This window comes from Bradyrhizobium betae (assembly GCF_008932115.1).
In the GTDB taxonomy this organism is placed as follows: Bacteria; Pseudomonadota; Alphaproteobacteria; order Rhizobiales; family Xanthobacteraceae; genus Bradyrhizobium; species Bradyrhizobium betae.
Genome location: NZ_CP044543.1, coordinates 2501983 through 2527716 on the forward strand (window position 1 = coordinate 2501983; position 25734 = coordinate 2527716).

Sequence of the window (25734 nt, forward strand, 5' to 3'; positions counted from 1 at the left end):
CACTTGTTTCAAGTCACTTGTTTCAAGTCACTTGTTTCAAGTCACTTGCCTCAAGTCACTTGCCTCAAGTCACTTGCCTCAAGTCACTTGCCTCAAGTCACTTGCCCATGGTCACGCGTCGCGAGGGGGTCCGGTGCTGTCTGAGAAAGCTGCTCGGCAGTCAACTGATATGGGCTTCCTCGCTGAAGGGGGCGAGCTTGGCGCCATGATGCGCGCCCTCGACTGGTCGGATTCACCGCTCGGTCATCCCCGCCAATGGTCCCAGGCCCTGAAGACGACGGTCGGCATGCTGCTGGCAGCCCAGGCCCAGATCGTCCTGTTCTGGGGGCCCGATTACGTGGCGCTGTACAATGACGCCTACGCGCCGGGCATCGGCGCCAATCACCCCCGCGCCCTCGGCCGCCCCGCGATCGAGAACTGGGGCGAGCTGTGGGACGATCTCGAACCGCTGCTGGCCGGCGTCCGCCGGACAAGGAAGACGTTCGCCGCCAAGGATCGTCCCTTCTACGTCGAGCGTCATGGCTATGGCGAGACGAGTTACTGGGACGTTTCCTACTCGGCCGTACCCGACGACGATGGCTCGGTCGGCGGCGTGCTCTGCATCGTCTCCGAAACCACTGACCGTGTTCTCGGCGAGACGCAGTTGAGGGCGAGCGAAGCGCGCTACCGGGAGCTCAATGCCACGCTCGAGCAGCGCGTGACGGAACGGACCGCCGAGCGGCACCTGCTTGCCACGATCGTGGAGACCACCGACGGGCAGATTCAGGCCCTCGACCTCGACTATCGCTGGGTCGCCATCAACACGGCTTGCGCCGAGGCTTATGAGCGCATCTACGGCAAGTGGCCGAAGGTCGGCGATTCCCTGCATGAATTCCTCGCCGACCGGCCCGAGCATCTCGCTGCGGCAACCGCGATCTGGACCCGCGCGCTCGGCGGCGAGGCCTTCACCAATATCGAGGAGTTCGGCGATCCCAGGTTCGACCGCCGGGTCTTCGAAATGAAATTCGAAACGCTGCGCGCGCCTGACGGCACGCGGATCGGCGCGTTCCTGACCGGGACGGACGTGACCGATCGCCTGGAGGAGCAGGCACGGCTCGCCCAGGCCGAGGCGGCGCTGCGCCAGGCGCAGAAGATGGAGGCCATGGGCCAGCTGACCGGCGGTGTTGCGCACGACTTCAACAATCTGCTGACGCCGATCGTCGGCCTGCTCGACATGTTTCAGCGCAAGGGCATCGGCGGCGAGCGCGAGCATCGGCTGATCGCCGGCGCAGCCCAGGCAGCAGAGCGTGCCAAGACGCTGGTCCAGCGACTTCTTGCTTTCGCGCGCCGGCAACCGCTCCAGGCTGTTCCGGTCAACATCGGCCGGCTCGTTGCCGACATGGGCGATCTGATCTCGAGCACGACCGGGCCGCAAATCCAGGTGACGGTGGACACACCGGAAGGCCTTCCCGAAGCGATGGCCGATCCCAACCAGATCGAGATGGCCATCCTGAACCTCAGCGTGAATGCCCGCGACGCCATGCCCGACGGCGGCGGATTGCGCATCTCGGCCAAGGCAAGGACCGTGACCAGCGAGAACAAATCGGGCCTGGCACCCGGCGCCTATATCTGCATCTCGGTCGCCGATACCGGCATCGGCATGGACGAAACGACACTGGCCCACGCCGTCGAACCGTTCTTCTCGACCAAGGGCGTCGGGCAAGGCACCGGCCTTGGCCTCTCGATGGTCCACGGCCTCGCATCGCAACTCGGCGGCGCGCTGACGATCAGGAGCGCCGTGGGCGCGGGAACGACGGTGGAATTGTGGCTGCCGGTCAGCCACGCGGCCGCGGCCGCGATCGACACGGCCCCGCAACCCAAACTGCGGCCGCTTCCCGTCGGCACGGCGCTGCTGGTGGATGACGAGCCTCTGGTGCGCATGAGCACCGCCGAGATGCTGAGCGAGCTCGGCTACAGGGTCGTCGAGGCCGCCTCCGCCGAGGACGCGCTTCAGCGCGTGAGCGACGGACTGCGGCCGAACCTGCTCGTCACGGACCATCTGATGCCGGGCATGAGCGGAACGGACCTCGGCCTCGCGCTACGCAATCAATATCCCGAACTGCAGATCCTCGTCGTCTCAGGCTACGCCAACAATGAAGGCATCACGCCGGACCTGTCGCGGCTGACCAAGCCGTTCCGGAGCGATGAGCTGGCGGCGAGTCTTGCCAACCTGGCGAAGACGGGACGGTAGGGAATAAACAGCCCGCTCGAGCGATATGGACACCGCAGCTGGAAGATCGAAAGCGACATCGCGTCTGCCACCGTTTTAATCAACACCGTACAGGACGAGCACTGGACTCGCGCATTCAACACGCATCCCGCCATTCGCGAAGATCATGGCAGCCGCGCAAGAGGCGTTACAACAGCTTGTGGTCGGGGTTCCCGTTTGCCCGGCGGAATCGCGATGATAAGACCATTGGCTCGGGATTGTGAAATTCGCCATAGGCGATGAAGCCGCTCGCAATATAGCTTTCAAGTGACGTCATTGATATTCAAGTGAATGGTTCGGAATGCAGCAGGCTTCGGTCGAAAGATTCTCAGACCTCATCGGCAAAATCTACGATTGTGTCATCGCACCGGAACGCTGGACTGAGGTTCTGAACGAGATTCGTACCGAGTTCGGCTTTGCGACCGCCGTGCTCTCGGCCTACAGCCTCACGAACGTGAGGATCGGCGTCAACGCCGCCTCCGGAACCGACCCCGTCCCGACGATGGCCCAGACCAGCAAGGAGTATGTGGCCGATATCGTCGAGCTCTGGGGCGGTATCGAGCGCATCAGGCAATATCCGCTTGGAGAACCGATCATTCGATCCCAGGCCGTTCCCGAGGAGATCATCCTCGGCAACCGGTATCACCGGGAATGGGCTCTCCCCAAGGGCTTGTTCGACGCCGTCGGCGTCGCCCTTGTTCGCGAGAAAGCCATGATCGGGAATGCGACATTCAGCCAGCATGAAGCGGACGGAGCGATCGAGGATGCGCAGGTCGACGGATTGCGCCTTCTCGCCCCTCACATTCGCCGCGCCGTGATCATCAGCAATCTGTTCGACATGAAGACCGTCGAAGCCGCGACATTCGCCGCGACCGTGGAAACCCTGACGGTCGGCGTCGTCCTGACGGACGAGGATTCGAAGATCGTTCACACCAACGCCGCAGCCTCCGCGATGCTCGCGGCAGGCGATCCGATTTTGACGCGGCATGGCCGGATCGCGGTTCAGTCCGCGGCAACGACCACCTCATTGCAATCGGCCATCGCACAGGCCGCGAAGGACGAAGCGGCACTCGGCCAGAAAGGCATCGGCATCCCGATCCCGCGCCCGAGCGGCGATCCGCTCGTCGTCCACGTTCTGCCGTTGCGACGCGGCCAAACGCGATCCGGCCTGATCCAGCGCGCGGCTGCCGCGCTGTTCGTGGCGTCGGCCTCCGGTCCGCCGCAGCTACCTCATGATGCCCTCGTCCACCTCTATGACCTGACGCCGGCCGAGATTCGCATCTTCGAGCTCATCTGCGACGGCCATACACGTGACGCGATCTCGTCGCAGCTCGGGGTGTCCATCAGCACCGTGAAGAGCCACCTGTTTCATGTGTTCGAGAAGACGGGGTGCCGGCGCCAGGTCGATCTGGTCAGGCTGGCGAAGTCGCTGACATTCCCGGTCTAGTTCTCGCGTAGCGTCCGTGACTTTCAAGTGAGTGGTTTGGAATGCAGCAGGCTTCGGTCGAAGAATTCTCGGATCTCATCGGCGGCATCTATGATTGTGTGATCGCGCCTGAACGCTGGACCGGAGTTCTGGACGACATCTGCGCCGAGTTCGGCTTTGCCACCGGCGCGCTCTCGGTCGCCAGCCTCACCAACATGAAGGCCGTCGTCAACGCGGTCTCCGGCAGCGACCTCGCCCAGATGGCGCAGAACGGGATCGGCTATGGTGCCGACATCATCGAGCTCTGGGGCGGCGCCGAGCGCATTCAGCAATACCCGCTGGGGGAGCCGATCGTTCAATCCCAGGCCGTCCGGCAGGACGTCATCGCCGGCAACCGCTATTATCGCGAATGGGCCCTGCCCAGGGGCCTGTTCGACGCCGTTGCCGTCGGCCTCGTTCGCGACGAGGCGATGGTCGGCAATGCGATCTTCAGCCAGCATGAGTCGGCCGGATCCATTGACGATGCGCAGGTCGGCGGATTGCGCCTTCTTGCGCCTCACATCCGCCGCGCGGTGACGATCAGCCATTTCTTCGACATGAAGGCGGTGGAAGCCGCGACATTTGCGGCGACAGTCGAGGCCTTGACGGTCGGAGTCGTCCTGGCGGACGAGGATTCGCGGATCGTTCACGCCAATGCCGCGGCCACTTCCATGCTCGCAGCCGGTGACCCGATCGTGAATCGCCAGGGACGGATTGCCGTCCAATTCGCGGCGACCACCGGCGCACTGCAATCCGCCGTCGCGCAGGCCGCGAAAGACGAGGCGACGCTCGGCCAGAGAGGCATCGGCATCCCGATCCCGCGCCCGAGCGGGGACCCGTTTGTCATTCACGTTCTGCCGCTGCGACGCAGCCACATGCGATCCGGCCTGATCCAGCGCGCCGCCGCCGCTCTGTTCGTGGCGTCAGCCTCCGGGCCGCCGCGAATGCCTCACGATGCGCTCAACCAGCTCTACGACCTGACGCCGGCCGAGATTCGAATCTTCGAGCTCATCTGCGAGGGACAGACGCGCGCCGCGATCGGTGAATTGCTCGGCATTTCCCTCAGCACCGTGAAGAGCCACCTGTTTCATGTCTTCGAGAAGACAGGGTGCCGGCGCCAGGTCGATCTGGTCAGGCTGGCGAAGTCGCTGACGTTTCCGGTCTAGGCGAAGACCGCTCTCAAGCCGCTTCAGTTGCCGGTTTGGTACGTTGCTCAAGCACGCCGATCGTCGAGACCAGGTTGTCGCGTCGCGCGCGAAGGTTAAGCGCGAGCAGCGGATATGCCGGCTCCCGGACGTCAAACACCCCCGCTCGGGCTTCTTCTTCGAGAATGTCGGTGTTCATGAGCCGAACACGCCACCACAAATCGGCGATCAGCGCATTGAGCTGGAGTTCTCCTGCCGCACCAGAACGGGACACTTCGTGCATCGTTTGCCTCAACCTGAAACGGCCCAGCGAGTTGGGCCTGGCGTTGGCTCCAACTGAGCAAGCACAATGCCAATGGCGGAGTACGATCCGGTTCCGGAATTAACTGCACTTTCTCCACCATCTGGAGCCGCCTGAAATGGCTGGCGGACATCGACGTCCTGATGAGCGCCGATCCGGGCGCGCCGCAGCGCCTGCTCGCGCTGGCAGACCGGGTCGGTCTGCAGCGACCGGTCGGACAGGCGCTTTGGCTGGCGTCGGAATTGCTCGATATGCCGCTCGACGCGGTCACGCGCGACGCGCTCGCCAACGACCGTACGGTGCGCAAGCTCAGCGAGGTTGCGCTCGATACGATCATGACCGGAGATGGCGCAACCGAACTGGAAGAGACCGCGCTGGGGACGACGCGGGTACGGCTGTCGCATTTCGCGCTCGGCCGCGGCTGGCGACATTGGCGGACGCAGGCCCTCCTCGCGCTCGCGAGCGGCGAAGATCTCAAGCTGATCCGGCTGCCGAAACATCTGGCCTTCGCCTATGCATTGTTGCGTCCCGTATCCTGGGCCATTCGCAAGGCAACGGCGCTCAAGGTCGCAGGTGCCAGGCCGTCCGCACGCCACGACGAGCGAGCTGTCCGGTGAAGGTCATTCTCTCTGTCGATGCGATCAGGCAACCGCTGACCGGCGTCGGTCGCTACACGCTCGAGCTTGCCCGCCATCTCGCAGCGATTCCCGAACTAGACCTCACCTTCCTGCAAGGTGACGCCCTTCTCGACACGCTCCCCGCAGCGGCATCGGGCCATCCGCTCGTCCCTGTCGTACGGGACATGCTGTCCGGCTTCAGCCTGCCCACGTCGATCTATCGCCGCTATCAGGGATACCGCCGGGCCCGCGCCTTGCGTGGTGAAACCAACGCGCTGCTGCACGGAACCAATTACTATTTGCCCGCCTTTGCCGGGCGGAGCATCGTCACGATCCACGATGTCTCCGTGTTCACGAGCCCGGAATATCATCGGCCGGATCGGGTCCGCTACATGCACAAGGAAGTCGCCCTGTCCCTGCAGCGCGCCGAACTCGTCGTCACGGTCTCACAATTCTCGAAAGCTGAGATCACGCGCGTCCTGGGGGTCGATGCCGATCGCATCAGGGTGATCCCGCTCGGCATTGGCGCGGATTTCCATCCCCGCGCGCCAGCCGAGCTGGCCAAGGAGTTGAGCACGTTCGCCCTGCAGCCCGACACGTACTGCCTCTATGTCGGCACCATCGAGCCGCGCAAGAATTTGCGGACACTGCTGGACGCTTTCGAGCAACTGCCGGCGCAGCGGCGCTCGCAATATCCGCTGGTCCTCGCAGGCTATCGCGGCTGGGAGAGCGCGGAGCTGCATGCACGGATTGCAAAGGCCGCGCGCGAGGGGTGGCTGACCTATCTCGGCTACGTCCCGGAACGGCAGCTTCCGGCGCTGATCGCCGGCGCGCGCCTGTTCGTCTATCCGTCGCTCTATGAGGGCTTCGGCCTGCCACCGCTCGAGGCCATGGCCTCCGGCGTTCCCGTGGTCTGCTCGGACGCCGCGGCACTCAAGGAAGCAGCTGGCGATGTCGCGCAGACCGCACCGGCGCACGACGCCGATGCGCTTGCGCGCGCGATTGAACGCGCGCTCGACGACGAGACCTGGCGTTCCCAGGCGAAACTGCGCGGCCCGGCCCGTGCCGCCGGCTTCCGCTGGGACCGTTGTGCGCAGAGGACGTGCGCGGTCTATCGGGAGCTGGCCGCGTGATGACGGCTCATCTGCCGTGAAGGTCCTGCACTTCTACAAGACCAGCCTCCCCGACACGGTCGGAGGCGTCCAGCTCTGCATCGACCAGCTCGCGACGGGCCTCGCCCGCCGTGGTGTCGACGTCGACCTGCTAGCGTTGTCGACCAAACCCGGCAAGCTCGCGCCACTGGACCGAAACGACTACCGCATTCACCGGGTCCGCCAGAGCTTCGAGATCGCCTCCACCGGCTTCTCGCTGACGGCGGCGCGCCGCTTTCTGCATTTGATGCAAGACGCCGATATCGTGCACTTCCACTATCCATGGCCGTTCATGGATGTGATCCATCTGCTGCTGTCGCAGGGCAAGCCGAGCGTTGTCACTTATCACTCCGACATCATTCGCCAGAAACACCTGCTCAAGATCTACAGGCCGCTCGCCGACCGCTTCCTCCGGAAGGTCGATCGCATCGTCGCAACCTCGCCGGATTATCTGCAGACGAGCGCGGTGCTGCAGCGGTATGCGGACAAGGTCCGCGTGATTCCAATCGGAATCGATCCGCAATCCTATCCCTCGCCCAGGCCGCAGGCCGTACGAGCGTGGCGGGAGCGGCTTGGTGAGGGCTTCTTCCTCTTCATCGGCGTGCTCAGATATTACAAAGGCCTCGCGTTCCTGATCGAGGCGGCGAAACTGACCGGACTTCCAACCGTAATCGTGGGGACCGGGCCGATGGAGCGTCGCCTGCGGCAGCAAGCTCGAGGCGGATCTCCCATCGTCTTTCTCGGGAGCCTGTCCGAAGAGGACAAGGCGGCCGTCCTGTCGCTCTGCGGCGCGCTGGTGCTTCCTTCTCACCTGCGCGCCGAAGCGTTCGGCGTCGCGCTGCTCGAAGGCGGGTTGCATGCAAAGCCCTTGATAACGACGGCGATCGGCACCGGCACGAGCCACATCAACCAGGCCGACATCACCGGCCTCGTGGTGCCACCTGCCGATTCGCAGGCGCTCGCCGCCGCCATGCGGCGTCTCAAGGACGATCCGCCCCTTGCGGCGCAGATGGGCCAACGTGCTCTCGAACGTTGCCGCACGCTGTTCGGAGCGGAGGCGATGGCCGACGCCTATATCGATCTCTACCGCGACGTGCTCGCCGAGCGGGCCAACGCATGATCTAAGGCGTAATCGGCGGCGGGTTCAGCCCCCCCGCGATGGCCAGCTTTCCGAGCCGCCATGCCGATTTTGGGTAACCGTCGGTGAGCCGCCACGGCTGCATCTGCTCGCGTATCTGCTGGCGCAACCGAACCACATCGGGAGGCCGGGGAAGGCCGGGATCGGCGTCGCCAACGCGTGCGAAAACCCTGAGATTGGTCGGGTGAATGCCGTAGAGCTCCCGTTGCATGGCGTGCACGCGGAAGCCATGCCGCGCCAGCAGCGCGGTCAATGTCGCCCCCGTGAAATAGCTGCGATGTGACACATGGGCATATTGCAGTCCGATCTGCGACCAATCCTCCAGATCGGGAACCTCGATCACGAGCCAGCCATCGCGCGGCAGCCAGCCGGCGATCACATCGAGCGTTGCGCCGGGTTGCTCGAGATGTTCGAGGACGTGGAACATGGTGACCATTTGCGGCTGAAATGGCGCAGCGGCGGGCGATCCGAAATCGCCGGCAACGATGCGGCCGCGCAGGCCGAGATTGTCTTCGCCATAACGTCGCTGCAGCGGGCCGGGCTCGACGCCCCAATAATTCCTGCTGCCGGCGTCGCGGCAGGCTGCCAGGAAGAAGCCATGACCGGCGCCGATATCGACGATGTCGTCGACCACACCCGCGACGCTGCGAATGGCATTGACGCGATAACCCGCCGCAAGGCGCAACTGGCCGAGCACGGGAGCTGAATAGATTCCCACGCCCATCAGCCGCGGATAGAGATCGGCGTAGAAGCGAGTTGCGATGTCGCCCGCGAGCCCCCGTGCCAGATAGATCGCCCCGCAATCCTCGCAAATCGAAAGGTCGACGCGCAGGAGATATCGATCGCGGCGCAGCACGCGCAGCGGCTTGCACGCGTTGCAGACAGGACAGGGCAGCGGCTGCAGCTGCCTGTCGAGGCGATACAGATCCGGCAGGAGGGAAAACGCTGGCTGACGCATGAGTGTGGCGAGTGATGGGTCCGCTACCGACCGGAACCCGCTCAACGGCAGCTCTCGCCCAATAGAGTGCGCATCTCTTATCCGGTCGATACGAGAAGCGCCACCGCGCCGCCTTGCTTCGCACTGGCCGGCGTCAGGAAGGTCACAAGGGCGGGGATGGAAGTCATGGTGCCCAGGGGCGGGATCGAACCACCGACACTGCGATTTTCAGTCGCATGCTCTACCAACTGAGCTACCTGGGCGTGCTCCAAGAGAGGGACCAAAGAGAAGGTCAAGACCCATCGAGCGGGCGGTTTATAGTGGGGCGAAGGCTGCCTGTCCACCCGGCTTCGCCAAGAGGCTTCGCCGGGCGCAGCCCGGCTGTGCACAAGATGGGGCGGCCTCGCCGCGGCCGACGCGAGGACCGTCGGACCATCAATTAATATATTGATATTGCTTATTTATTCTTCGCCATCCGCTTCGTCGTCGCGGCCTGGGATGACGTAGGAGCCCTTCAGCCAGCGGTTCAGATCGACGTCCCGGCAGCGCGGGGAGCAGAACGGACGGGTGGCCTCGGCCTGCGGCTTGCCGCAGATCGGGCAGGTTTTGAGGGGCCCGGCGGGCTTTTTGACGTGGTCGTCCATGGTGGCTGCAGCCTACACGAGGTGATCAGGTTCAAGGGCCTATCGGCAAACGGGTTCCCGCAGCGGACGCGCAAGCTGGCCGCCGGCCGATTCTACTGTGCATGGGGTTGTTTTCGAGACTTTTGTCCGGCGCGGCTGGCGCGCTCATATGGCCGTGGCGTTGAGCCAGCCGAAGCGGATCGGAAACCCCTCGCCGCCGAGCAGCGTGGTGGTCTCGTAGAGCGGCAGGCCGACCACGTTGGTGTAGGACCCCACCATCTTCACCACGAAGGAGCCGGCGATGCCCTGCACGGCGTAGCCGCCGGCTTTGCCGCGCCATTCGCCGGAGCCGATATAGGCCTGGATGTCGTCCTCCGACAGGCGCTTGAAGCGGACACGGGTCTCGACCAGGCGCTGGCGGAAGGCCTCGCGCGGTGTGACCAGGGTGATAGCGGTGTAGACGCGGTGGTTGCGGCCCGACAGCAGCCGCAGGCACTGCGCGGCTTCGTCCACGAGGTTGGCCTTGGGCAGGATGCGGCGGCCCACCGCCACAACCGTATCGGCGGCGAGGATGAAGGCGCCGCGCAGCTCGTCGTCGAGCTGCACCGATTTCAGCGCCGCATCGGCCTTGGCGCGGGCGAGGCGATTGGCGCAGGCGCGCGGCAGTTCGCCCCGCTTCGGCGTCTCGTCGACGTCGGCCGGCCGGAGCGCGTCCGGCTCGATGCCGGCCTGGTTGAGCAGCGACAGGCGTCGCGGCGAACCGGAGGCAAGTACGAATTTGGGGCGGCCGAGCATCAGGTGATTTGGGGGATTGAAGCAGGGGGTGAATTGCGCGCGGAACCTATCGGAAGGGGGCTGATTTCACAACCCGGGAACCCGAGGTTTGGTGATTCGAGGTTTCCGGCATCGTGTGCCTGCGGTCTGTGACGCCGGTGTTACGGCTACCCGCTCGCCGCGCCTGCCTTCGCAAAACGCTTGCGGATGCGCATCAGGAGCTGGTCGCAGACGTCGCGATAGGCGGCAAGCTTCTGGTCGCGGCTGCCTTCGATGATGGTGGGATCCTGCGTCGGCCAGTATTCGACCTCGGCAGCGAGCGTGCGGGTCAGCTCCAGCGCCTTGTGGTGCGCCTCCGGCGAGAGCGTGATGATGAGGTCGAAATTCAGCCCCTCCCAATCCTCCAGCTCCTCGAAGGTCTGCGGCTTGTGGGCGGAAATGTCCTGTCCCAGCTCGTCCATCACCGCGACCGCGAACGGATCGAGCTCGCCGCGCCGCGTGCCGGCCGACTTCACGTAGAGGCCCTGCGGAAACATGTGCCGCAGCAGGCTCTCGGCCATCGGCGAGCGCACGCTGTTCATGGCGCAGGCGAACAGCACCGATTGCGGATTGCTTGCGCGTGGCGAACCCGCCATCGCGCTTAGCCTCTAAAAAAAGAGGGCATGGCCTTGTCGGAAAACCGCTGCACACTTTTCCGGGCCATGCAGCAGCTTGTATTGCGCATGATCTGGACCGAAAACCGGTGCCCACTTTTCGGGATCATGCCCTAACCCTTCCAGTGCAGGACGGTAATGAGCGTGAACAGCCGTCGCGAGGTCTCGAAATCGACCCGCACCTTGCCCTTCAGCCGCTCCTGCAGCGTGCGCGAACCCTCGTCATGGATGCCGCGGCGGCCCATGTCGATGGCCTCGATCTTGTCCGGCGTCGCGGTGCGGATCGCCTGATAGTAGCTGTCGCAGATCATGAAATAGTCCTTCACGATCCGCCGGAACGGCGTCAGCGAGAGCAGATGCGCGACGACGGGCGTGCCGTCCTCGCGGCGGATGTCGAACATCAGCCGGTTGCCGGTGATGCCGATATGCAGCGTGAACGGACCTTTTCCATCCGCGCCATCGGGCGCGAACAGGTTCTGCTCGATCAAGTCGTAGATCGCGATCGCGCGCTCATGCTCGATGTCGGGCCCGGAACGGCCGATCGATTCCTCGTCGAGGGTGACCGCGACGATGCGATTGGTCGAGTCGTCCTGTTCGGGCGGCTGGGTCATGACAGGTTGAGGCGCAATCCAATCGAGCGCGAATGGGCATCCAGCCCCTCCGCTTGTCCGAGCGTCATTGCGGCCGGACCCAGCGCACGCAGCTGGTCCGGACCGCATTTCAGGATCGAGGTGCGCTTGATGAAGTCGTGCACCGACAGGCCTGAGGAGAACCGCGCCGAGCGCGCCGTCGGCAGCACGTGGTTGGAGCCGCCGACATAATCGCCGATCGCTTCGGGCGTATGCGCACCGAGGAACACCGCGCCGGCGTTGCGGATCTTTGCGGCGAGCGCGTCGGGATCGGTCGTCATGATCTCGAGATGCTCGGCGGCGATCGCATCCGCCAGCGGGATCGCCTCGCTCAGGTTCTTCACCATGATGATGGCGCCGAAATCGGCCCAGGAGGCGCCGGCGATCGCGGCGCGCGGCAGCGTCTTCAGTTGCGCCTCGACGGCCTTTTCGACGTCGGCTGCAAGGCGCGCGGAATCGGTGATCAAGATCGATTGCGCGCTGGCGTCGTGCTCGGCCTGCGCCAGCAGATCAGCGGCGATCCAGTCGGCATTGCCGGTGTCGTCGGCAATCACCAGCACCTCGGAGGGGCCGGCGATCATGTCGATGCCGACCTTGCCGAACACCAGCCGCTTTGCGGCGGCGACATAGGCGTTGCCGGGGCCGACGATCTTGGCGACCGGCGCGATCGTCGCGGTGCCGTGCGCGAGCGCGGCGACGGCCTGCGCGCCGCCGACGCGGTAGATCTCGCTGACGCCGCCGAGCCTGGCGGCGGCCAGAACCAGCGGGTTGAGCTTGCCGTCCGGCGACGGCACCACCATGACCAGGCGCGAGACGCCGGCGACCTTGGCAGGCACCGCGTTCATCAGCACGGAGGACGGATAGGCCGCAGTGCCGCCGGGCACGTAGAGGCCGGCGGATTCGATCGCGGTGTAGCGCCAGCCGAGCTCGACGCCGAGCGGATCGGTGAAGCGCTCGTCCTTTGGAAGCTGGCGGCGATGATAGGTCTCGATGCGGTCGCGCGCGAGCTTCAGCGCGTCCAGCGTCGCGACGTCGCAAGCCTTCACCGCGGCCTCGATCTCGGCGGCGGTGACGCGAAGGCCGGATGCATCCAGCGAAAGCCGGTCGAACTTTGCCGTGGCCTCGAGCAGGGCGGCGTCGCCACGTTTGGCCACATCGTCCACGATGGCGCGCACGGTGGCCTCGACGTCGGCCGAGACCTCGCGCTTGGCGGCGAGGAACGCCGCGAATCGCTGGTCAAAATCGGCGCTGCTGCGGTCGAGACGAACGGGCATCTTGGCTTGGCTTCTGCTGGTTTTGGGGGCGCGGCTTGGCTCACCGGGCCCCCTGCTCAATGGCGCGGCGGGGAAGCTGCGTCAACCCTTGGCGGCCAACCCTTGGCGGTCAACCCCTGACAGCCGCCTTGGAAGGCAGCGTTCCGGCAACGGCCTCGGCCGGTCTGATTGGTATACTGGTCATCTTACCCTTCCCCCTCGATCTCCACTCCCGCCCCCAGCTCGTCCGCCCCGAGGTCCGTCAGCTCGCATTCCAGGCATTCGACGTCGAGCCGGATGGCGCCGCCCTGGGCGAACAGGAGCAGAGCGCTGCCGCCGGGCTCTTCGTCGCGGCCGTCCCGGGGGTGAAACTCGATGCCGAGGAGGTCCAGGACCCTGTCCGACGCTCCGAGGTCGATGTTGCGCGACTTGCAGGCGAGCACGCGGTCGAAGCGGAGCGCCGCGACCAGCCGGCGCGGCTCGGCCTCGCCGTCCAGCGTCTGCTCCCAGTCCAGCCGGCTCATGCCGACCACCAGACGCTTCTCGCTCTGCCGCCAGATGATATCGGCGGGCTGGACGCGGGCGTCCTGCACATGGGTCGAGATCACGGCGAGATCATCGGCATCGAGCGCGATCAGCTTGAGCTGGGGAGACATCAACGACTCTTCTCCTCTGGGGCGGATACGGCTCAACGCACGCGGACGCCGAAATTTCCGCGCAAACTAACGGGCCGGCGGATCAGAGGCTATTGATATCCTCCATCTCCAGCACCTTCCGGGGATAACCGGCCCGGGCGACATGGATCATGGCGCGGCCCATCTGCTCGGTCGAGGTGACGAGCCGCGGCGAAATCCGGCGCAGCACCGACCAGAGCGGCCAGGTTGCCGTATAGACCGCCTGCACCCAGGCGGTCTTGGAGCGGATGCCGTGCAGAGGCTGGATCGCGCCGGGCCGGAACATATAGGCCGCCTTGAACGGCAGCTTGAGCAGGTCGTTCTCGGTCTTGCCCTTGACCCGCGCCCACATCCGCAAGCCCTGCTCGGTGGAATCGGTGCCGGCGCCGGTGACGTCGGTGAAGGTCATCTGCGGATTGAGCCGCGCCAGCGTGGTCGCAGCGGCGAGCGTGAGATCATAGGTGAGATGGCGGTAGCGCTCTTCGCTCATGCCGATCGAGGAGACGCCGAGACAGAAAAAACAGGCATCGAAGCCTGTCAGCTGCGACTCGATCGCCGAATAGTCCCAGAAATCGCCGTGCGTGATCTCGGTGAGCTTGGTGTTGCGCACACCGGTCGGGCTGCGACCCACCGCAACCACGCGCGCGATGCCGGGATCGATCAGGCACTCGCGCAGCACACCCTGCCCGACCATGCCGGTCGCGCCGAAGATGATGACTTGCATCGGGACGTCCCCATCGGTCTCGCGGCTCATGCGGCGGCCGCGATCTCGTCGAAGGATACACCGGTCAAGGTTGCCGAGACATCCCACAGCATTGCGGCGGCGGCAAAATCCTTCGCCTGCGGCATGATCCTCGCCGGCACCGGGGACCCCTTCAATTCGTAGAACCAGTTCGGACCGTAATAGCCGCCAGCTTCGGCAGCGGGCGAGGTCGCGGCGAACAAGGTCGGCAGCGCGCCCTCGGCCGCGGACTGGCTGATGAAAGGCTGGAGCCGCTTGTTGATCTGCCAGAGCCAACGGTCCTGACCCGGCCCGTTCGGAATGAGATCGGTCCGCGCGTAGCCGGGATGGGCGGCAACGCTCATCAGGTCCCAGCCGGCCGCGAGGCTGCGGCGCTGCAATTCGAGTGCAAACATCAGCATCGCCAGCTTGGACTGGCAGTAGGCCCGCCAGGGGCGATAGGAGCGCTTGCCCTGGAGATCGTCGAAATTGATGGCGCCGGAACGGTGTGCGAGGCTGGAGAGATTGACGACGCGCGCCCCCTTCGCGCGGCGAAGCTGCGACAGCAGGCGCGCGGTCAGCGCGTAATGGCCGAGATAATTGGTGCCGAGCTGCATCTCGAAACCGTCCTCGGTTTGCTGCCGCTTCGGCAGCGCCATCACGCCGGCATTGTTGACGAGGAGGTCGAGCTGCTCATTACTGGCGGCGAAGCGCCTGGCGAAATCGGCGACGGAGGCAAGGCTTGCGAGGTCGAGATGCTCGTAGGCGATCAGGGCGTTGGGAAACCGCTCGCAAATGCCCTCGATGGCCCGCAGGCCCTTTGCGTCGCTGCGCCCGGTGAGTATGACAATGGCGCCGGCGCCCGCCAGCGCCATCGCCGTCTCGTAGCCGAGGCCGCCGGTTGCTCCGGTCACGACGGCGGTCTTGCCGTTGAGAGAGGGGATGTCTGCCGTCGTCCAGTCGGTCATGCCATAACTCCGTTCGGGCTGGAAAAGGCCCGCGACCGGTCTAAATATGCACTGAGTGCAATTTTGCAAGAGGTGAAACAATTTGAAGGTTTCGAAGCCCGCCGCGAAATCGGTCAGGACAAGCGCCAAGCCGTTGCCGGCAGGCGCAAAATCGCCTGACGCCCCCGGCCTGCGCCAGCGCAAGCTGCAGGAGACCCGCGAGCGGCTGACCCGGGGGGCGATGGCGCTGTTCCTGGAGCGCGGCTTCGAGGCCACGACCATCGACGACATCGCAGCCTCTGCGGACGTGTCGCGGCGCAGCTTCTTCCACTATTTCGCCTCCAAGGAAGACGTGGTCGCCGCCTGGCAGGAGGGCGCGGCAAGCGCATTGGTCGCCGAGATCGTCGCGCGGCCCGCGAGCGAATCCATGCTGACGGCGGCCGAGAATGCGATTGCCGCAGCGCTCAAGCGGATCGACCCGGCCGAAGCCGCAGCGATGTCGCGGCTCAAGCGCGACAATCCCGCGCTTCAGGCCCGCGACCAGCTCAAATACGAGAAGCTCGAACGGGCGCTCGCCGAAGGCTTGGCGCAGCGCGCCAGGACCAAACCGGACAGGTTGAAGGCACGGCTCGTCGCCATGATCGCCACCGGCGCGATGCGCGTCGGCGGCGAGAGCTGGATCGGCGAAGGTGCGCGCGAGAAGCCGGACGTCTTCGTCAAGCGCACCTTCGATGCGATCAGGGCGATCTTGACGTGAGGTGCCTCAACCTCACGCCTTGAAGAACGCCAGCAGATCCGCGTTGATGGTCTCGGCGTGCGTGGTCGGCATGCCGTGCGGAAAGCCCTTGTAGGTCTTCAGCGTGCCGTTCTTGAGCAGCTTGGCCGACAGCGGCGCGGAGTCGGCGTAGGGCACGATCTGGTCATCATCGCCGTGCATCACCAGCACCGGCACCGTGATCTTCTTGAGATCCTCGGTGAAGTCGGTCTGCGAGAACGCGACGACGCCGTCATAGTGCGCCTTGGCGCCGCCCATCATGCCCTGGCGCCACCAGTTCTGGATCACCGCTTCCGAAGGTTTCGCGCCGGGGCGGTTGTAGCCATAGAACGGGCCGGAGGCGAGGTCGCGGTAGAAGCCGGTGCGGCTGGCGGCGAGCTGGGCCTGCAGACCGTCGAACACGCTCTTCGGCAGGCCGCCCGGATTGGCCGCCGTCTGCACCATCAACGGCGGCACCGCGGAGAGGATCGCGGCCTTCGCCACCCGGCTCTCGCCATGGCGCGCAATGTAATGCACGACCTCGCCGCCACCGGTGGAATGGCCGACGTGAATGGCGTTCTTCAAATCGAGATGCGCCGTCACGGCCGCGAGATCGTCGGCGTAGTGATCCATGTCGTGACCATCGGAGACCTGCGACGAGCGGCCGTGGCCGCGGCGGTCATGGGCGATGACGCGATAGCCGCGGTTCGCGAAAAAGATCATCTGCGTGTCCCAGTCGTCGGCCGACAGCGGCCAACCATGGCTGAACACGATCGGCTGGCCGGCGCCCCAATCCTTGAAAAAGATCTCGACGCCGTCCTTGGTGGTGATGGTGGGCATGAATGGCTCCTTCAGTGAAAATCAGTCCGGGGCCCGCGAAGCGCGAGCCGGCGACTTGGAGATGGTTATGCGATGTCCGCAGTTCGATGCCGCGCACCGCCCGGGACGATGACAATCGGGCGATCAGGCAAACGCCATCGGCTTGAAGCGGCGCCAGGCGCCGATGGTCAGCACCACGAAGAACACCAGCACGATGCCCTGCACCGCGGCGAACACGGGACCTCCCGGCGGATTCGGCGGCACGGCGGGGGCGAGCGCGGCGAGGGCCGGCACCTTCAGGAACGACTGGATCACCAGCACGAAGACGTTGAAGTAGAGCGAGATCATCGCGGTCACGATGTAGACCGGACGCCAGACGCCTCCAAGCTTCATGCCGTAGAGCGCGAAGCAGGCGATCGCGAGCAGCACCAGCGAGATGATGCCGATGATATGCGACGGCAGCAGTTCCTTGAACGGAAACAGGAAGCCGGTGGCGCTGGTGAGGATCGTGAACAGCAGGAAGATCGCGGTGAGGCCGGGCATCGGCTTCGAGCTGAGCAGGCCGAACATCACGGCGAGGCCGGCGGCGATGGCGATCAGGCTGATGATGACATGGACCATCGTGAAGGCGGGCAGGCTCAATCCAAGCATCACGGCATCTCTCCTACTCTCAACGTTGAGGTCGGAGGATTAGTATTACGGTCCTCATCGAATGGCGCGAAGTCACAGGCTCGTGCGCAGCCATGCGTCGTCGTGCGAATCGACAAACGCATGGCTGAATTTCTTGCAGCGCTGTCACAAACGAGAGCAGTTTGTAGCCCCGGGCGCTCAGGTCTTCGACGAAAGCTGGATCACACTTCCTTGGTGTCGAAGATCAACAGGTCGGCGCCGCCGCTGGCGAATTTCGGCACGTCGCCAGCAGCGGCCTTGCCCGCTTCGCTGCCGAAGGCCGCCTGGATGTCGGCCACGCTGTTGAAGGTGAGGATTGCGACGAGGTGGATGCCGGACGGTCCAGCGGGGGAACCGACCGGCCCGGTGCTGACGGCGTATTTCTTCAGACCCGGCAATTTCTTGGCGAGCGGAATGTGGGTCTCGGCATAATGCTTGTCGAAAGCGGCAGCGTCCTTGGGCGTCTTGTAGAGCACGACGAGTTCGGCCATTGAGTCCTCCCTTGTGAATTGTTTGTTCTTCCACGCGCGATTGACCTCGCAACGAGGGGAGATAGTCACGCATCACACGGCAAGATGGCAAGCCTCATTCGACTTGCCATCTGCTTGTCTTGTTCTTGACTTCTTGTTTGAGCACGATCTTTTCGGAAAACCGCTTCACACTTTTCCGGATCGTGCTCTAAAGCGCCGGTTTTGCGGCGTCGCCGAGATAGCCGTGCAGGGAGGCCACGACCTGTGCGCCTTCGCCGATGGCGCCGCCGACGCGCTTGACCGAGCCGGAGCGGACGTCGCCGACGGCGTAGACACCGGGCACCGAGGTCTCCAGCGGCGCCACCAGCCGCCCCTGGTTCTGCTCGGACTGCGCGCCTGTCACGACGAAGCCGCCACGATCGAGCGTGACGCCGCAGCCGTCGAGCCAGGTGGTGGCGGGATCTGCGCCGACGAACAAAAACAGATTGCTGATGTCGGCAAAATCCTCGTCATCAGACAGCCGGCTCTTCCAGCGGATGCGCCGCAGCAGCGAGGCCTCGTCACCCTCGAGCGACGTTATCTCGGTGTTGAACAGCAATTCGATGTTCGGCGTCGCCTCGATGCGCTCGATGAGATAGCGCGACATGCTGGCGCCGAGGCCGCCGCCGCGGATGATCATCAACACCTTCTTGGCGTGACCCGACAGGAACACCGCGGCCTGGCCCGCCGAATTGCCGGCGCCGACCAGGGCCACGTCCTCGCCGGCGCACAGCTTCGCCTCGACCGGGGACGCCCAGTACCAGACGCCGCGCCCCTCGAACCTGGCGAGGTTCTCGATCTCGGGCCGGTGATAGCGCGCACCGCTCGCGACCACCACCGCGCGCGAGCGCAGGGGATCGCTGCCGTCGAGCGCGACCGAAAATGCGCCGTCCGCGCGCGTGCAGTCGAGCGACTTCACCGTGACGGGGATCATGATATCGGCGCCGAATTTCTGCGCCTGGTTGAAGGCGCGCGCGGTGAGGGCCTGACCGGAGATGCCGGTCGGAAAGCCGAGATAGTTCTCGATGCGCGCGCTGGCGCCGGCCTGGCCGCCAAAGGCGCGGGTGTCGAGCACGGCGACCGAAAGTCCTTCCGAGGCGGCATAGACCGCGGTGGCGAGCCCCGCCGGTCCGGAGCCGACGATCGCGACGTCGTAGATGCGGTCGTTGCGCGGGCCGCCGATCATGCCGATCGCGCGCCCGATTTCGGTTTCGCCGGGATTGCGCAGCACCGCACCGTCGGGGGTGACGACCAGCGGCCAGTCTTCCGGCTTGGGCGAATAACGTGCGATGACGTCGGCGGCATCGCGATCGCGCTCGGGATCGAGCAGATGATGCGGCTGGCCGTTGCGGGTGAGGAAGCTCTGCAGCCGCACCACGCCGGCCGAATGCGAGGGACCGATCAGAACGATACCGCCGACGCCGGCCTGGAGCAGATTGACCCGGCGCAGGATCAGCGCGCGCATGATGCGCTCGCCGAGTTCGGCCTCGGCGACCAGCAGCGCACGCAGGCGCTCCGGCGGCAACAGCAACGTTTCGACCTCGCCCTCGGCGCGGCCATCGACCAGTGCGGGCCGGCCGGAGAGCTGGCTGAGTTCGGCCAGAAACTGCCCCGGCCCCTGGTCGATCAGCGGGGTAACATTGCCGAGCCCGTCGCGCTGGGTGATGGCGACGTGGCCGCTCAGTACGACGAACATGCCCGGCCCCGGCTTGCCGGTCTCGAACAGCCAGTCGCCGTCGGCGTAGTTGCGGACCTCACCGAAGTGCCGCATGCGCTCGATTTCTGCTGGTGTCAGCGTCGGAAAGGTCTGTTCGGGGCGGGTGAACCGCGCCATCTGCGCGTCACTGTCAGCTCGTTGCGAATAGTCCTGCCCGCTTGCCACGTCCATGCACTCCAAAAATTCCAGCTGCCGGTTTCAAGGGCCGGTCTTGCCGGCGGTCCCCTCATCTAGGGAATCATCGTCGTTCTGCGAGGGGCCGTCGGTCGCGGCGCGCTCGCGCGCCTGCAGCTTCCGCCGCTTCAGGTTTTCGCGCAGCGCCGATTTCAGGCGATCGTCCCGGGACGCCCTCGCCTGTCTCGGCTCTGGTCTTGCGCTCTTGTCGTTCTCGTCAGCCATCACGGGTCCATACAGCGATCCGCGATAACATGCCCAGGGAATGCGGCAGCTCAAGAGCCTGACGCCCATCCGATCGTGCGAAACTCAAAATGAGCCAGCTCCGGGACATCGGCCAACTGGCCAGATGGCGAGGGATCGCGGAACCAAAATCAGCGGCAAAATCAGCGGAAAGTCAGTCGTTTCGCGCCAAAACGGGCGTTTTGGACCTGATATCGCTCCGATTTTCTCGTTTTGGCGGGGCCAGCAAGCTTGCACAGGAGGGGGGCTTGTGGCAGATATCGGCCCGCTTGGTAGGCTCCCTGTGGCGGCCGATTCTCATCCCAGCACATGCTGCCGTAGCTCAGTGGTAGAGCACTCCATTGGTAATGGAGAGGTCGACAGTTCAATCCTGTCTGGCAGCACCATTCCCTCGGGTCCAATCACACACGGATCGGCGTTCTCGCGGCTCGAAACGCCCGAGTTTTGCTCTCCTCTTTCGCCCTCTGTTGTGAAGAGGGCGCAGGGAAGGCCGGGTGCCGGCTGGCACCCGTGATCCGCTGCGCGAAGAATTTGCACACGCAAATGCGCAGGCGGAAAAACAGGTGGGCCGGAAAACACCCGGCCTTCCCTGCGCGATGGTCGGACGGCTTATGCCGAGCTCTCCCGGGAGCCGAACTTTCCCTCTGGCCTCCCTCGCCCCGCGAATTGACGATGCCGTCCGCCCGGTTGGGCTCGCGCACATCTCCGCTGAGGGCTTGACCGTAGCAACGACGGCCAAGACGACCCGGTTTTGCCGTACGCTTCAGCGTCGCTCGTCCGCACGTAGCCACGGGCTCACAGGGACTACCCGCCCTGCCCGGACCTCTCGCGCACGACGCTGCCGCGTCCACCGCACCCCAGCCCACGTTCGTTGCGACGTACGATCGCCCCTCTCCTCGGGCCGGGATGAGGGGATAGTGCCGTAAATCCGAATTTCGGTAAAGTGGAATATTTTTGCGGCAGGGGATTGACGGGATTTTGGGGGAGGTGGGTGTTTTGCCCGACGGGTCAATGCCGGTTGAAGTCGCCGTCAGAGATCCCCCTCTTCTTTCACCAGCGTTAGCAACCGAAGCGTCAGGAACGTGAACACCGCGATCGTCACCGCGACGTCGTAGGCACCGAGCCCGACGGAGACGCCGATGGCGCCGGTGGCCCACAGGCTGGCGGCGGTCGCGGTGCCCTGCACCGAATTGCCCTGCTTGAGGATCGCACCGCCGCCGATGAAGCCGATGCCGGTGATGAGGCCCTCGATCACCTTGGCCATGCCGTCAGGCGAATGCACCAGCAGGCTTTCGCTGGCCTGCACGAAGCCGCAGCTTGCCAGCGCGACCAGCGGAAAGGTGCGCAGGCCCGCGCTTCGCGCCCGCTTCTCGCGGTCCCACCCAATCGGGACGGCGAGCGCGAACGCAGCCGCCAGCGCGACGACGTGAACGCCGATGTTGAATCTGTCCAAAGCAAATCCCCGAAACCAAAGCCCATCAAATCAAGCCGGCCTGCAACGCGGCCGGGCGGCGGATGGTTTCAGGACGGGCGGATTTGCCGCATGGGTTTGCGCGGGCTCTCGTAGGGTGGGTTACGCCTTGCGGTTTGCGCTTCGCGCAACCCCCAAGGCTAACCCACCCCTACGCGTCTGCGTATCCCTACTCCGCGAGTTCGCGCATCACCTTGATCAGATCCGACTTGCCCTCGAAGCCGATGCCGGGGAGCTCCGGCATGACGATGTGGCCGGCTTCGACCTTCACGCCATCAGGGAAGCCGCCATAGGGCTGAAACAGATCCGGATAGCTCTCATTGCCGCCGAGGCCAAGGCCCGCGGCGATATTGAGCGACATCTGGTGGCCGCCGTGCGGGACGCAGCGCGAGGGCGACCAGCCGAACTGATGCAGCACGTCGAGCGTGCGCAGATATTCGACGAGGCCATAGGACAGCGCGCAGTCGAACTGCAGCCAGTCGCGGTCCGGCCGCATGCCGCCGTAGCGCAGCAAGTTGCGCGCATCCTGGTGCGAGAACAGATTCTCGCCGGTCGCCATCGGGCCGGGATAGAACTCGGAGAGCGCGGCCTGGAGCGCGTAGTCGAGGGGATCGCCGACCTCCTCGTACCAGAACAGCGGATACTGCCGGAGCATCTTCGCATAGGCGATGCCGGTCTCGAGGTCGAAGCGGCCGTTGGCATCGACGGCGAGTTGCGCCTGCGACCCGATCTCGGACAGCACCGCTTCGATGCGGCGCTGATCGTCGTCGATGGGCGCGCCGCCGATCTTCATCTTGACGACGTTGTAGCCGCGATCGAGATAGCCGCGCATCTCGGCGCGCAGCGCGGTGTTGTCCTTGCCTGGATAATAGTAGCCGCCGGCCGCATAGACGAACACGCGCGGATTGGCTTCACACCCCTTCTGCTCGGCGAGCAGCCGGAACAGCGGCTTGCCCGCGATCTTGGCGGTGGCGTCCCAGATCGCCATGTCGAGCGTGCCGACCGCGACCGAGCGCTCGCCGTGGCCGCCGGGCTTCTCGTTGCTCATCATCGCCGCCCAGAGCTTGTGCGGATCGAGATTGTCGCCGGCCTCGTTGAGGACGCTGTTCGGTTCGGCTTCGAGGATGCGATTGCGGAACCGCTCGCGGATCAGCCCGCCCTGGCCGTAGCGGCCGTTGGAGTTGAAGCCGTAGCCGACCACGCGCCTGCCATCGCGCTCGACGTCGGTGACGACGGCGACGAGGCTCGCCGTCATCTTCGAGAAGTCGATATAGGCGTTTCGGATCGGGGACGCGATCGGCTTTGTGATCTCGCGGACGTCGACGATGCGCATGATGGTCTCCTGGCCTGGCTGCAGGCAGGTGTACGTCTGGACAGGGCCGTTTGGCCAATGCCATGATCGGTTCGCCTCATGCACGGACGGCATCGGCGCTAATTTCGTCTGGATTTCAATTGGATATCGACTGGCTCAAGGATTTTTCGGCACTGGCGGAGCTGAAGAGCTTTTCGCGGGCCGCCGAGGCGCGGTACGTGACGCAGCCGGCCTTCAGCCGCCGCATTCGCGCGCTGGAGGACTGGATCGGAACGCCGCTGTTCGCACGCGGGGCGCAAGGCGCCAGCCTGACCTCGGCCGGTCAGCACTTCCAGCCTCTCGCCGCCGACTTGATCCGCAGCCTGGAGCGGGCGCAACGCGACACGCGGTCCGTGGGCGAGCGCGATCATGTCGCGTTGTCCATTGCCGCGACGCATGCGCTGTCCTTCACGTTCTTTCCCGGGTGGATCCGGCAGCATCTTCGCTTCGAGGCGCTCGGCGCGCTCAGCCTGATCTCGGAGAGCATGGAAGGCTGCGAGCAGATCATGCTCAGCGGCGAGGTGCATTTCCTGCTGTGCCACTCCCATGCGGAGGCGCCGACTCGCTTCGATCCGGAGCGCTTCCAGAGCCACCGCATCGGGGACGACTGCCTCGTGCCGCTTTGCGCGCCCGGGTCCGACGGACAGCCGACCTGGTCTCTCGACGAGACATCCGCGCAACCGGCACGCCTGCTCTCCTACAGCCGCGCTTCGGGCCTCGGCCGCATCCTCGCGGCCCATCCGATCGGCCGGAGCACGATCGCCGACATGCAGACCGGCTTCACCTCGCATCTTGCCGCGACGCTGATGACGATGGCACGTGAGGGCCACGGCGTGGCCTGGCTGCCGCTGACCCTGGCGAGAGAGGAGATCGAGCAGGGCCGCCTCGTTCGCGCAGGCGGCGAACGGTTCGATATTCCGATCGAGATCAGGCTGATCCGGTCGCCCGATTGCCGCAATGACGTGGCCGACACGCTCTGGCATGCGCTGACCGGGGGCTGAGATGCACGGCAATTTCGGATGGCGCCGCTGCTGATGCGCCTGAGCAAGCCGCCTACCATTTTGAGAGCAGGCACTTACATGTGAAGTCCGCGTTCCAACGCCCACCATCCGGACCCCTCGCATGATCCCCTTCTCCGTGCTCGACCTCGCTCCCATCCATCAGGGCAGCAATGCGGCGCAGGCGTTCGCCAATTCGCTCGATCTCGCCCGGCATGCCGAGGCCTGGGGTTACAAGCGGTTCTGGCTGGCCGAGCATCACAACATGACGGGGATCGCGAGCGCCGCGACGTCGGTGGTGATCGGGCATGTCGCGGGCGGCACCAAGACGATCCGCGTCGGTTCCGGCGGCGTGATGCTGCCGAACCATTCGCCGCTGGTTATCGCCGAGCAGTTCGGCACGCTGGAATCGCTCTATCCCGGGCGCATCGATCTCGGGCTCGGGCGGGCGCCGGGCACCGACCAGTTCACCGCGCGAGCGATGCGGCGCGATCTTGCAACGGCTTCCGAGAATTTTCCGCATGACGTGCTGGAGCTGCAGGCGCTGCTCGGCGACGTGCAGCCGAACCAGGCGATCCGCGCCGTGCCCGGCATGGGCACGAAGGTGCCGCTCTGGATCCTGGGATCGAGCACGTTTGGCGCGCAGCTTGCCGGCATGCTCGGCCTGCCCTTCGCGTTCGCGTCGCATTTCGCGCCGCAGATAATGATGCCGGCGCTGCGCGAGTATCGCTCTCGCTTCGCGCCGTCGGCGCAGCTGGACAAGCCCTACGCGATGGTCGGCGTCAACGTGTTCGCGGCCGACACCGACGACGAGGCACGCCGCATGTTCACCTCGCTGCAGCAGCAGTTCATCAACCTGCGGCGCGGCACGCCGGGACAGCTGCCGCCGCCGGTCGACGACATGGACGCGCTGTGGTCGCCGGCCGAGAAGGCCGGCGTCGGCCAGTCGCTGTCCTGCTCCGCGGTCGGCTCGCCTGCCGTCGTCGAAGAGAAGCTGAAGGCGCTGATCGCCGAGACCGGCGCGGACGAGCTGATGACGACGGGGCAGATCTACGACCACGCCGCGCGGCTGCGCTCGTTCGAGATCGCCGCCGAGGTGCGGGATCGGCTGGCGAAGCAGCCGGCGGTGTGATCACTGGCCGAACGCGTTACCCTGGCGGACCTGGCAAGTGGTGTTCGTCACCTCGATACGGATAAGCTCGATCGGCCGTTGCGACGTCAATCCGGGATAGCGGATCGGCGCGCTGCCTTCCTTGCCGTGAATGACGCGAAGCGAGCAGGAGGACGCGTCGTCACTGAACGAGACGACGATACGCCGCGCGCCCGAACCGCCGAACTTCTGGTCGGCGGCAACGCTGCGACCTTCGAAGCGCCAGTTCAGCACCGACTTTCCCTCGCCGGAGACGGCCGCGTTGACAAGGCGGTTGTTGTTGCCCTTCGCGACCCTGTTGAAGCGGCTGAAGAAGCGGCCCTGCTCACTGATGTAGAGCAGGACCTGGGAGGTCTGATAGCCCGGCTTTTCCTCACCGGTATCCAGGAATTTCTCCGTGCGGCTGTCGGTCCACGACAGATCGACGGAGATGCCGCGCAGCGCTGCCGGAGCAGCGGATACGGGTCCCGACGTCAGCACCGGCAGAAGGAGCAGTGCAACAATCAGCCGCGTGGTCCATCCCTGCATGGTTGCCGCTCCGCCCCTGACGCATCCGTTGCAAGTTTCTAGCGGGGATTGAGCGCATCGCCTAGGACGTCATGC

The 25734-nt window shown here is 65.2% G+C and carries 27 protein-coding genes and 2 tRNA genes; 10 read left to right on the top strand and 19 right to left on the bottom strand.

All coding sequences use genetic code 11. The annotated features are described in order from the left end of the window. Window positions 1-205 precede the first annotated feature (205 nt). The 3 genes from F8237_RS11950 to F8237_RS11960 all read left to right on the top strand — a co-directional run bounded on the left by F8237_RS11950 (window position 206) and on the right by F8237_RS11960 (window position 4879). On the top strand, window positions 206-2230 hold the full coding sequence (locus F8237_RS11950; protein WP_374761631.1) for a hybrid sensor histidine kinase/response regulator: 2025 nt from the start codon (window positions 206-208) through the stop codon (window positions 2228-2230). Between the two features lie 319 nt (window positions 2231-2549). Beyond that, window positions 2550-3695, top strand: a complete 1146-nt coding sequence (locus F8237_RS11955; RefSeq protein WP_151644861.1) for a helix-turn-helix transcriptional regulator — start codon at window positions 2550-2552, stop codon at window positions 3693-3695. Between the two features lie 41 nt (window positions 3696-3736). Beyond that, a complete protein-coding gene (locus tag F8237_RS11960) occupies window positions 3737-4879 on the top strand; it encodes a helix-turn-helix transcriptional regulator (protein WP_151644863.1) in 1143 nt (380 codons plus the stop codon). Window positions 4880-4892: 13 nt separating this feature from the next. On the opposite strand, the gene F8237_RS11965 is transcribed toward F8237_RS11960, so the two are convergent. Next, complete coding sequence (locus F8237_RS11965; protein ID WP_151644865.1) at window positions 4893-5141, bottom strand: hypothetical protein; 249 nt, start codon at window positions 5139-5141, stop codon at window positions 4893-4895. Window positions 5142-5302: 161 nt separating this feature from the next. Between F8237_RS11965 and F8237_RS11970 the strand changes: the two genes are divergently transcribed. Genes F8237_RS11970 through F8237_RS11980 form a run of 3 tightly spaced genes read left to right on the top strand, consistent with a single transcriptional unit; the run spans window position 5303 to window position 8047 of the window. Then, window positions 5303-5776 carry a hypothetical protein gene (locus tag F8237_RS11970; RefSeq protein WP_151644867.1) on the top strand — a complete coding sequence of 158 codons (474 nt, stop codon included), beginning with the start codon at window positions 5303-5305 and terminating at the stop codon, window positions 5774-5776. Next, entirely contained in the window at window positions 5773-6909 is a 1137-nt protein-coding gene (locus tag F8237_RS11975; protein WP_151644869.1) for a glycosyltransferase family 4 protein, read from the top strand. The genes F8237_RS11970 and F8237_RS11975 overlap by 4 nt, the downstream gene beginning before the upstream one ends. A gap of 16 nt (window positions 6910-6925) precedes the next feature. Continuing rightward, window positions 6926-8047, top strand: coding sequence for a glycosyltransferase (locus tag F8237_RS11980; RefSeq protein ID WP_151644871.1), 1122 nt, complete (start codon window positions 6926-6928; stop codon window positions 8045-8047). Between the two features lies 1 nt (window position 8048). Here the strand turns inward: F8237_RS11980 and F8237_RS11985 are convergent, their stop codons facing one another. The 10 genes from F8237_RS11985 to F8237_RS12030 all read right to left on the bottom strand — a co-directional run bounded on the left by F8237_RS11985 (window position 8049) and on the right by F8237_RS12030 (window position 15297). Continuing rightward, window positions 8049-9023, bottom strand: a complete 975-nt coding sequence (locus F8237_RS11985) for a class I SAM-dependent methyltransferase (RefSeq protein WP_151644873.1) — start codon at window positions 9021-9023, stop codon at window positions 8049-8051. 166 nt (window positions 9024-9189) lie between these two features. Continuing rightward, window positions 9190-9265 (bottom strand) — tRNA-Phe (locus tag F8237_RS11990). A 198-nt stretch (window positions 9266-9463) separates the two neighbouring features. After that, entirely contained in the window at window positions 9464-9646 is a 183-nt protein-coding gene (gene yacG / locus F8237_RS11995) for a DNA gyrase inhibitor YacG (RefSeq protein ID WP_151644875.1), read from the bottom strand. A gap of 144 nt (window positions 9647-9790) precedes the next feature. Next, window positions 9791-10420, bottom strand: a complete 630-nt coding sequence (locus F8237_RS12000) for a Maf-like protein (protein ID WP_094976530.1) — start codon at window positions 10418-10420, stop codon at window positions 9791-9793. Window positions 10421-10566: 146 nt separating this feature from the next. Then, on the bottom strand, window positions 10567-11034 hold the full coding sequence (locus F8237_RS12005; RefSeq protein WP_151644877.1) for an arsenate-mycothiol transferase ArsC: 468 nt from the start codon (window positions 11032-11034) through the stop codon (window positions 10567-10569). 131 nt (window positions 11035-11165) lie between these two features. Next, window positions 11166-11663: a UPF0262 family protein gene (locus F8237_RS12010; RefSeq protein ID WP_151644879.1), complete on the bottom strand. Its 498-nt coding sequence runs from the start codon at window positions 11661-11663 to the stop codon at window positions 11166-11168. Then, entirely contained in the window at window positions 11660-12955 is a 1296-nt protein-coding gene (hisD, locus tag F8237_RS12015; protein ID WP_151644881.1) for a histidinol dehydrogenase, read from the bottom strand. The genes F8237_RS12010 and hisD overlap by 4 nt, the downstream gene beginning before the upstream one ends. A gap of 185 nt (window positions 12956-13140) precedes the next feature. Beyond that, window positions 13141-13590, bottom strand: coding sequence for a DUF2948 family protein (locus F8237_RS12020; RefSeq protein WP_151644883.1), 450 nt, complete (start codon window positions 13588-13590; stop codon window positions 13141-13143). A gap of 82 nt (window positions 13591-13672) precedes the next feature. Continuing rightward, window positions 13673-14332, bottom strand: coding sequence for an NAD-dependent epimerase/dehydratase family protein (locus F8237_RS12025; RefSeq protein ID WP_162006007.1), 660 nt, complete (start codon window positions 14330-14332; stop codon window positions 13673-13675). A gap of 26 nt (window positions 14333-14358) precedes the next feature. Continuing rightward, window positions 14359-15297, bottom strand: coding sequence for an SDR family oxidoreductase (locus F8237_RS12030; protein ID WP_151644887.1), 939 nt, complete (start codon window positions 15295-15297; stop codon window positions 14359-14361). Window positions 15298-15379: 82 nt separating this feature from the next. Between F8237_RS12030 and F8237_RS12035 the strand changes: the two genes are divergently transcribed. Next, window positions 15380-16033 carry a TetR/AcrR family transcriptional regulator gene (locus F8237_RS12035; RefSeq protein WP_151644889.1) on the top strand — a complete coding sequence of 218 codons (654 nt, stop codon included), beginning with the start codon at window positions 15380-15382 and terminating at the stop codon, window positions 16031-16033. Between the two features lie 12 nt (window positions 16034-16045). Here the strand turns inward: F8237_RS12035 and F8237_RS12040 are convergent, their stop codons facing one another. From F8237_RS12040 to F8237_RS12060, 5 genes are all read right to left on the bottom strand, one after another. Continuing rightward, complete coding sequence (locus F8237_RS12040; protein ID WP_151644891.1) at window positions 16046-16870, bottom strand: alpha/beta fold hydrolase; 825 nt, start codon at window positions 16868-16870, stop codon at window positions 16046-16048. A gap of 123 nt (window positions 16871-16993) precedes the next feature. Continuing rightward, the gene (locus F8237_RS12045) at window positions 16994-17503 is read right to left on the bottom strand and encodes a hypothetical protein (RefSeq protein ID WP_151644893.1); all 510 of its coding nucleotides are present in this window, start codon (window positions 17501-17503) and stop codon (window positions 16994-16996) included. Window positions 17504-17700: 197 nt separating this feature from the next. Further along, a complete protein-coding gene (locus F8237_RS12050; RefSeq protein ID WP_143843028.1) occupies window positions 17701-18009 on the bottom strand; it encodes an EthD family reductase in 309 nt (102 codons plus the stop codon). Window positions 18010-18196: 187 nt separating this feature from the next. Beyond that, the gene (locus F8237_RS12055) at window positions 18197-19915 is read right to left on the bottom strand and encodes an FAD-dependent oxidoreductase (RefSeq protein WP_151644895.1); all 1719 of its coding nucleotides are present in this window, start codon (window positions 19913-19915) and stop codon (window positions 18197-18199) included. 27 nt (window positions 19916-19942) lie between these two features. Further along, complete coding sequence (locus tag F8237_RS12060) at window positions 19943-20143, bottom strand: hypothetical protein (RefSeq protein WP_151644898.1); 201 nt, start codon at window positions 20141-20143, stop codon at window positions 19943-19945. Window positions 20144-20472: 329 nt separating this feature from the next. Here F8237_RS12060 and F8237_RS12065 point away from each other — a divergent pair. Then, a tRNA-Thr gene (locus F8237_RS12065) sits at window positions 20473-20547 on the top strand. A 644-nt stretch (window positions 20548-21191) separates the two neighbouring features. Here the strand turns inward: F8237_RS12065 and F8237_RS12070 are convergent. Beyond that, window positions 21192-21614 (bottom strand): MgtC/SapB family protein, encoded by a 423-nt coding sequence (locus F8237_RS12070; protein WP_151644900.1) that lies wholly within the window; start codon window positions 21612-21614, stop codon window positions 21192-21194. 187 nt (window positions 21615-21801) lie between these two features. Further along, window positions 21802-22965 (bottom strand): mandelate racemase/muconate lactonizing enzyme family protein, encoded by a 1164-nt coding sequence (locus tag F8237_RS12075; protein ID WP_151644902.1) that lies wholly within the window; start codon window positions 22963-22965, stop codon window positions 21802-21804. 119 nt (window positions 22966-23084) lie between these two features. On the opposite strand from F8237_RS12075, the gene F8237_RS12080 reads away from it, so the two are divergent. Both F8237_RS12080 and F8237_RS12085 read left to right on the top strand, forming a co-directional pair. Then, window positions 23085-23984, top strand: coding sequence for a LysR family transcriptional regulator (locus tag F8237_RS12080; protein ID WP_151644904.1), 900 nt, complete (start codon window positions 23085-23087; stop codon window positions 23982-23984). Window positions 23985-24105: 121 nt separating this feature from the next. After that, the gene (locus F8237_RS12085) at window positions 24106-25113 is read left to right on the top strand and encodes an LLM class flavin-dependent oxidoreductase (RefSeq protein WP_151644906.1); all 1008 of its coding nucleotides are present in this window, start codon (window positions 24106-24108) and stop codon (window positions 25111-25113) included. Here the strand turns inward: F8237_RS12085 and F8237_RS12090 are convergent, their stop codons facing one another. Continuing rightward, window positions 25114-25659: a hypothetical protein gene (locus tag F8237_RS12090; RefSeq protein ID WP_151644908.1), complete on the bottom strand. Its 546-nt coding sequence runs from the start codon at window positions 25657-25659 to the stop codon at window positions 25114-25116. It abuts the gene before it with no gap. Between the last annotated feature and the right edge of the window lie 75 nt (window positions 25660-25734).

Bases quoted from the DNA above. Each gene is read 5' to 3' on its own strand.
- F8237_RS12025 (WP_162006007.1), bottom strand. From the start codon at position 14,332: ATGCAAGTCATCATCTTCGGCGCGACCGGCATGGTCGGGCAGGGTGTG.
- F8237_RS12040 (WP_151644891.1), bottom strand. From the start codon at position 16,870: ATGCCCACCATCACCACCAAGGACGGCGTCGAGATCTTTTTCAAGGAT.
- F8237_RS11965 (WP_151644865.1), bottom strand. From the start codon at position 5,141: ATGCACGAAGTGTCCCGTTCTGGTGCGGCAGGAGAACTCCAGCTCAAT.
- F8237_RS12055 (WP_151644895.1), bottom strand. From the start codon at position 19,915: ATGGACGTGGCAAGCGGGCAGGACTATTCGCAACGAGCTGACAGTGAC.
- F8237_RS12090 (WP_151644908.1), bottom strand. From the start codon at position 25,659: ATGCAGGGATGGACCACGCGGCTGATTGTTGCACTGCTCCTTCTGCCG.
- F8237_RS12010 (WP_151644879.1), bottom strand. From the start codon at position 11,663: ATGACCCAGCCGCCCGAACAGGACGACTCGACCAATCGCATCGTCGCG.
- F8237_RS12000 (WP_094976530.1), bottom strand. From the start codon at position 10,420: ATGCTCGGCCGCCCCAAATTCGTACTTGCCTCCGGTTCGCCGCGACGC.
- F8237_RS12075 (WP_151644902.1), bottom strand. From the start codon at position 22,965: ATGCGCATCGTCGACGTCCGCGAGATCACAAAGCCGATCGCGTCCCCG.
- F8237_RS12085 (WP_151644906.1), top strand. From the start codon at position 24,106: ATGATCCCCTTCTCCGTGCTCGACCTCGCTCCCATCCATCAGGGCAGC.
- F8237_RS11950 (WP_374761631.1), top strand. From the start codon at position 206: ATGATGCGCGCCCTCGACTGGTCGGATTCACCGCTCGGTCATCCCCGC.
- F8237_RS11970 (WP_151644867.1), top strand. From the start codon at position 5,303: ATGAGCGCCGATCCGGGCGCGCCGCAGCGCCTGCTCGCGCTGGCAGAC.
- F8237_RS11960 (WP_151644863.1), top strand. From the start codon at position 3,737: ATGCAGCAGGCTTCGGTCGAAGAATTCTCGGATCTCATCGGCGGCATC.
- hisD (WP_151644881.1), bottom strand. From the start codon at position 12,955: ATGCCCGTTCGTCTCGACCGCAGCAGCGCCGATTTTGACCAGCGATTC.
- F8237_RS12060 (WP_151644898.1), bottom strand. From the start codon at position 20,143: ATGGCTGACGAGAACGACAAGAGCGCAAGACCAGAGCCGAGACAGGCG.
- F8237_RS12030 (WP_151644887.1), bottom strand. From the start codon at position 15,297: ATGACCGACTGGACGACGGCAGACATCCCCTCTCTCAACGGCAAGACC.
- F8237_RS12005 (WP_151644877.1), bottom strand. From the start codon at position 11,034: ATGGCGGGTTCGCCACGCGCAAGCAATCCGCAATCGGTGCTGTTCGCC.
- F8237_RS12020 (WP_151644883.1), bottom strand. From the start codon at position 13,590: ATGTCTCCCCAGCTCAAGCTGATCGCGCTCGATGCCGATGATCTCGCC.
- F8237_RS11985 (WP_151644873.1), bottom strand. From the start codon at position 9,023: ATGCGTCAGCCAGCGTTTTCCCTCCTGCCGGATCTGTATCGCCTCGAC.
- yacG (WP_151644875.1), bottom strand. From the start codon at position 9,646: ATGGACGACCACGTCAAAAAGCCCGCCGGGCCCCTCAAAACCTGCCCG.
- F8237_RS11955 (WP_151644861.1), top strand. From the start codon at position 2,550: ATGCAGCAGGCTTCGGTCGAAAGATTCTCAGACCTCATCGGCAAAATC.
- F8237_RS12050 (WP_143843028.1), bottom strand. From the start codon at position 18,009: ATGGCCGAACTCGTCGTGCTCTACAAGACGCCCAAGGACGCTGCCGCT.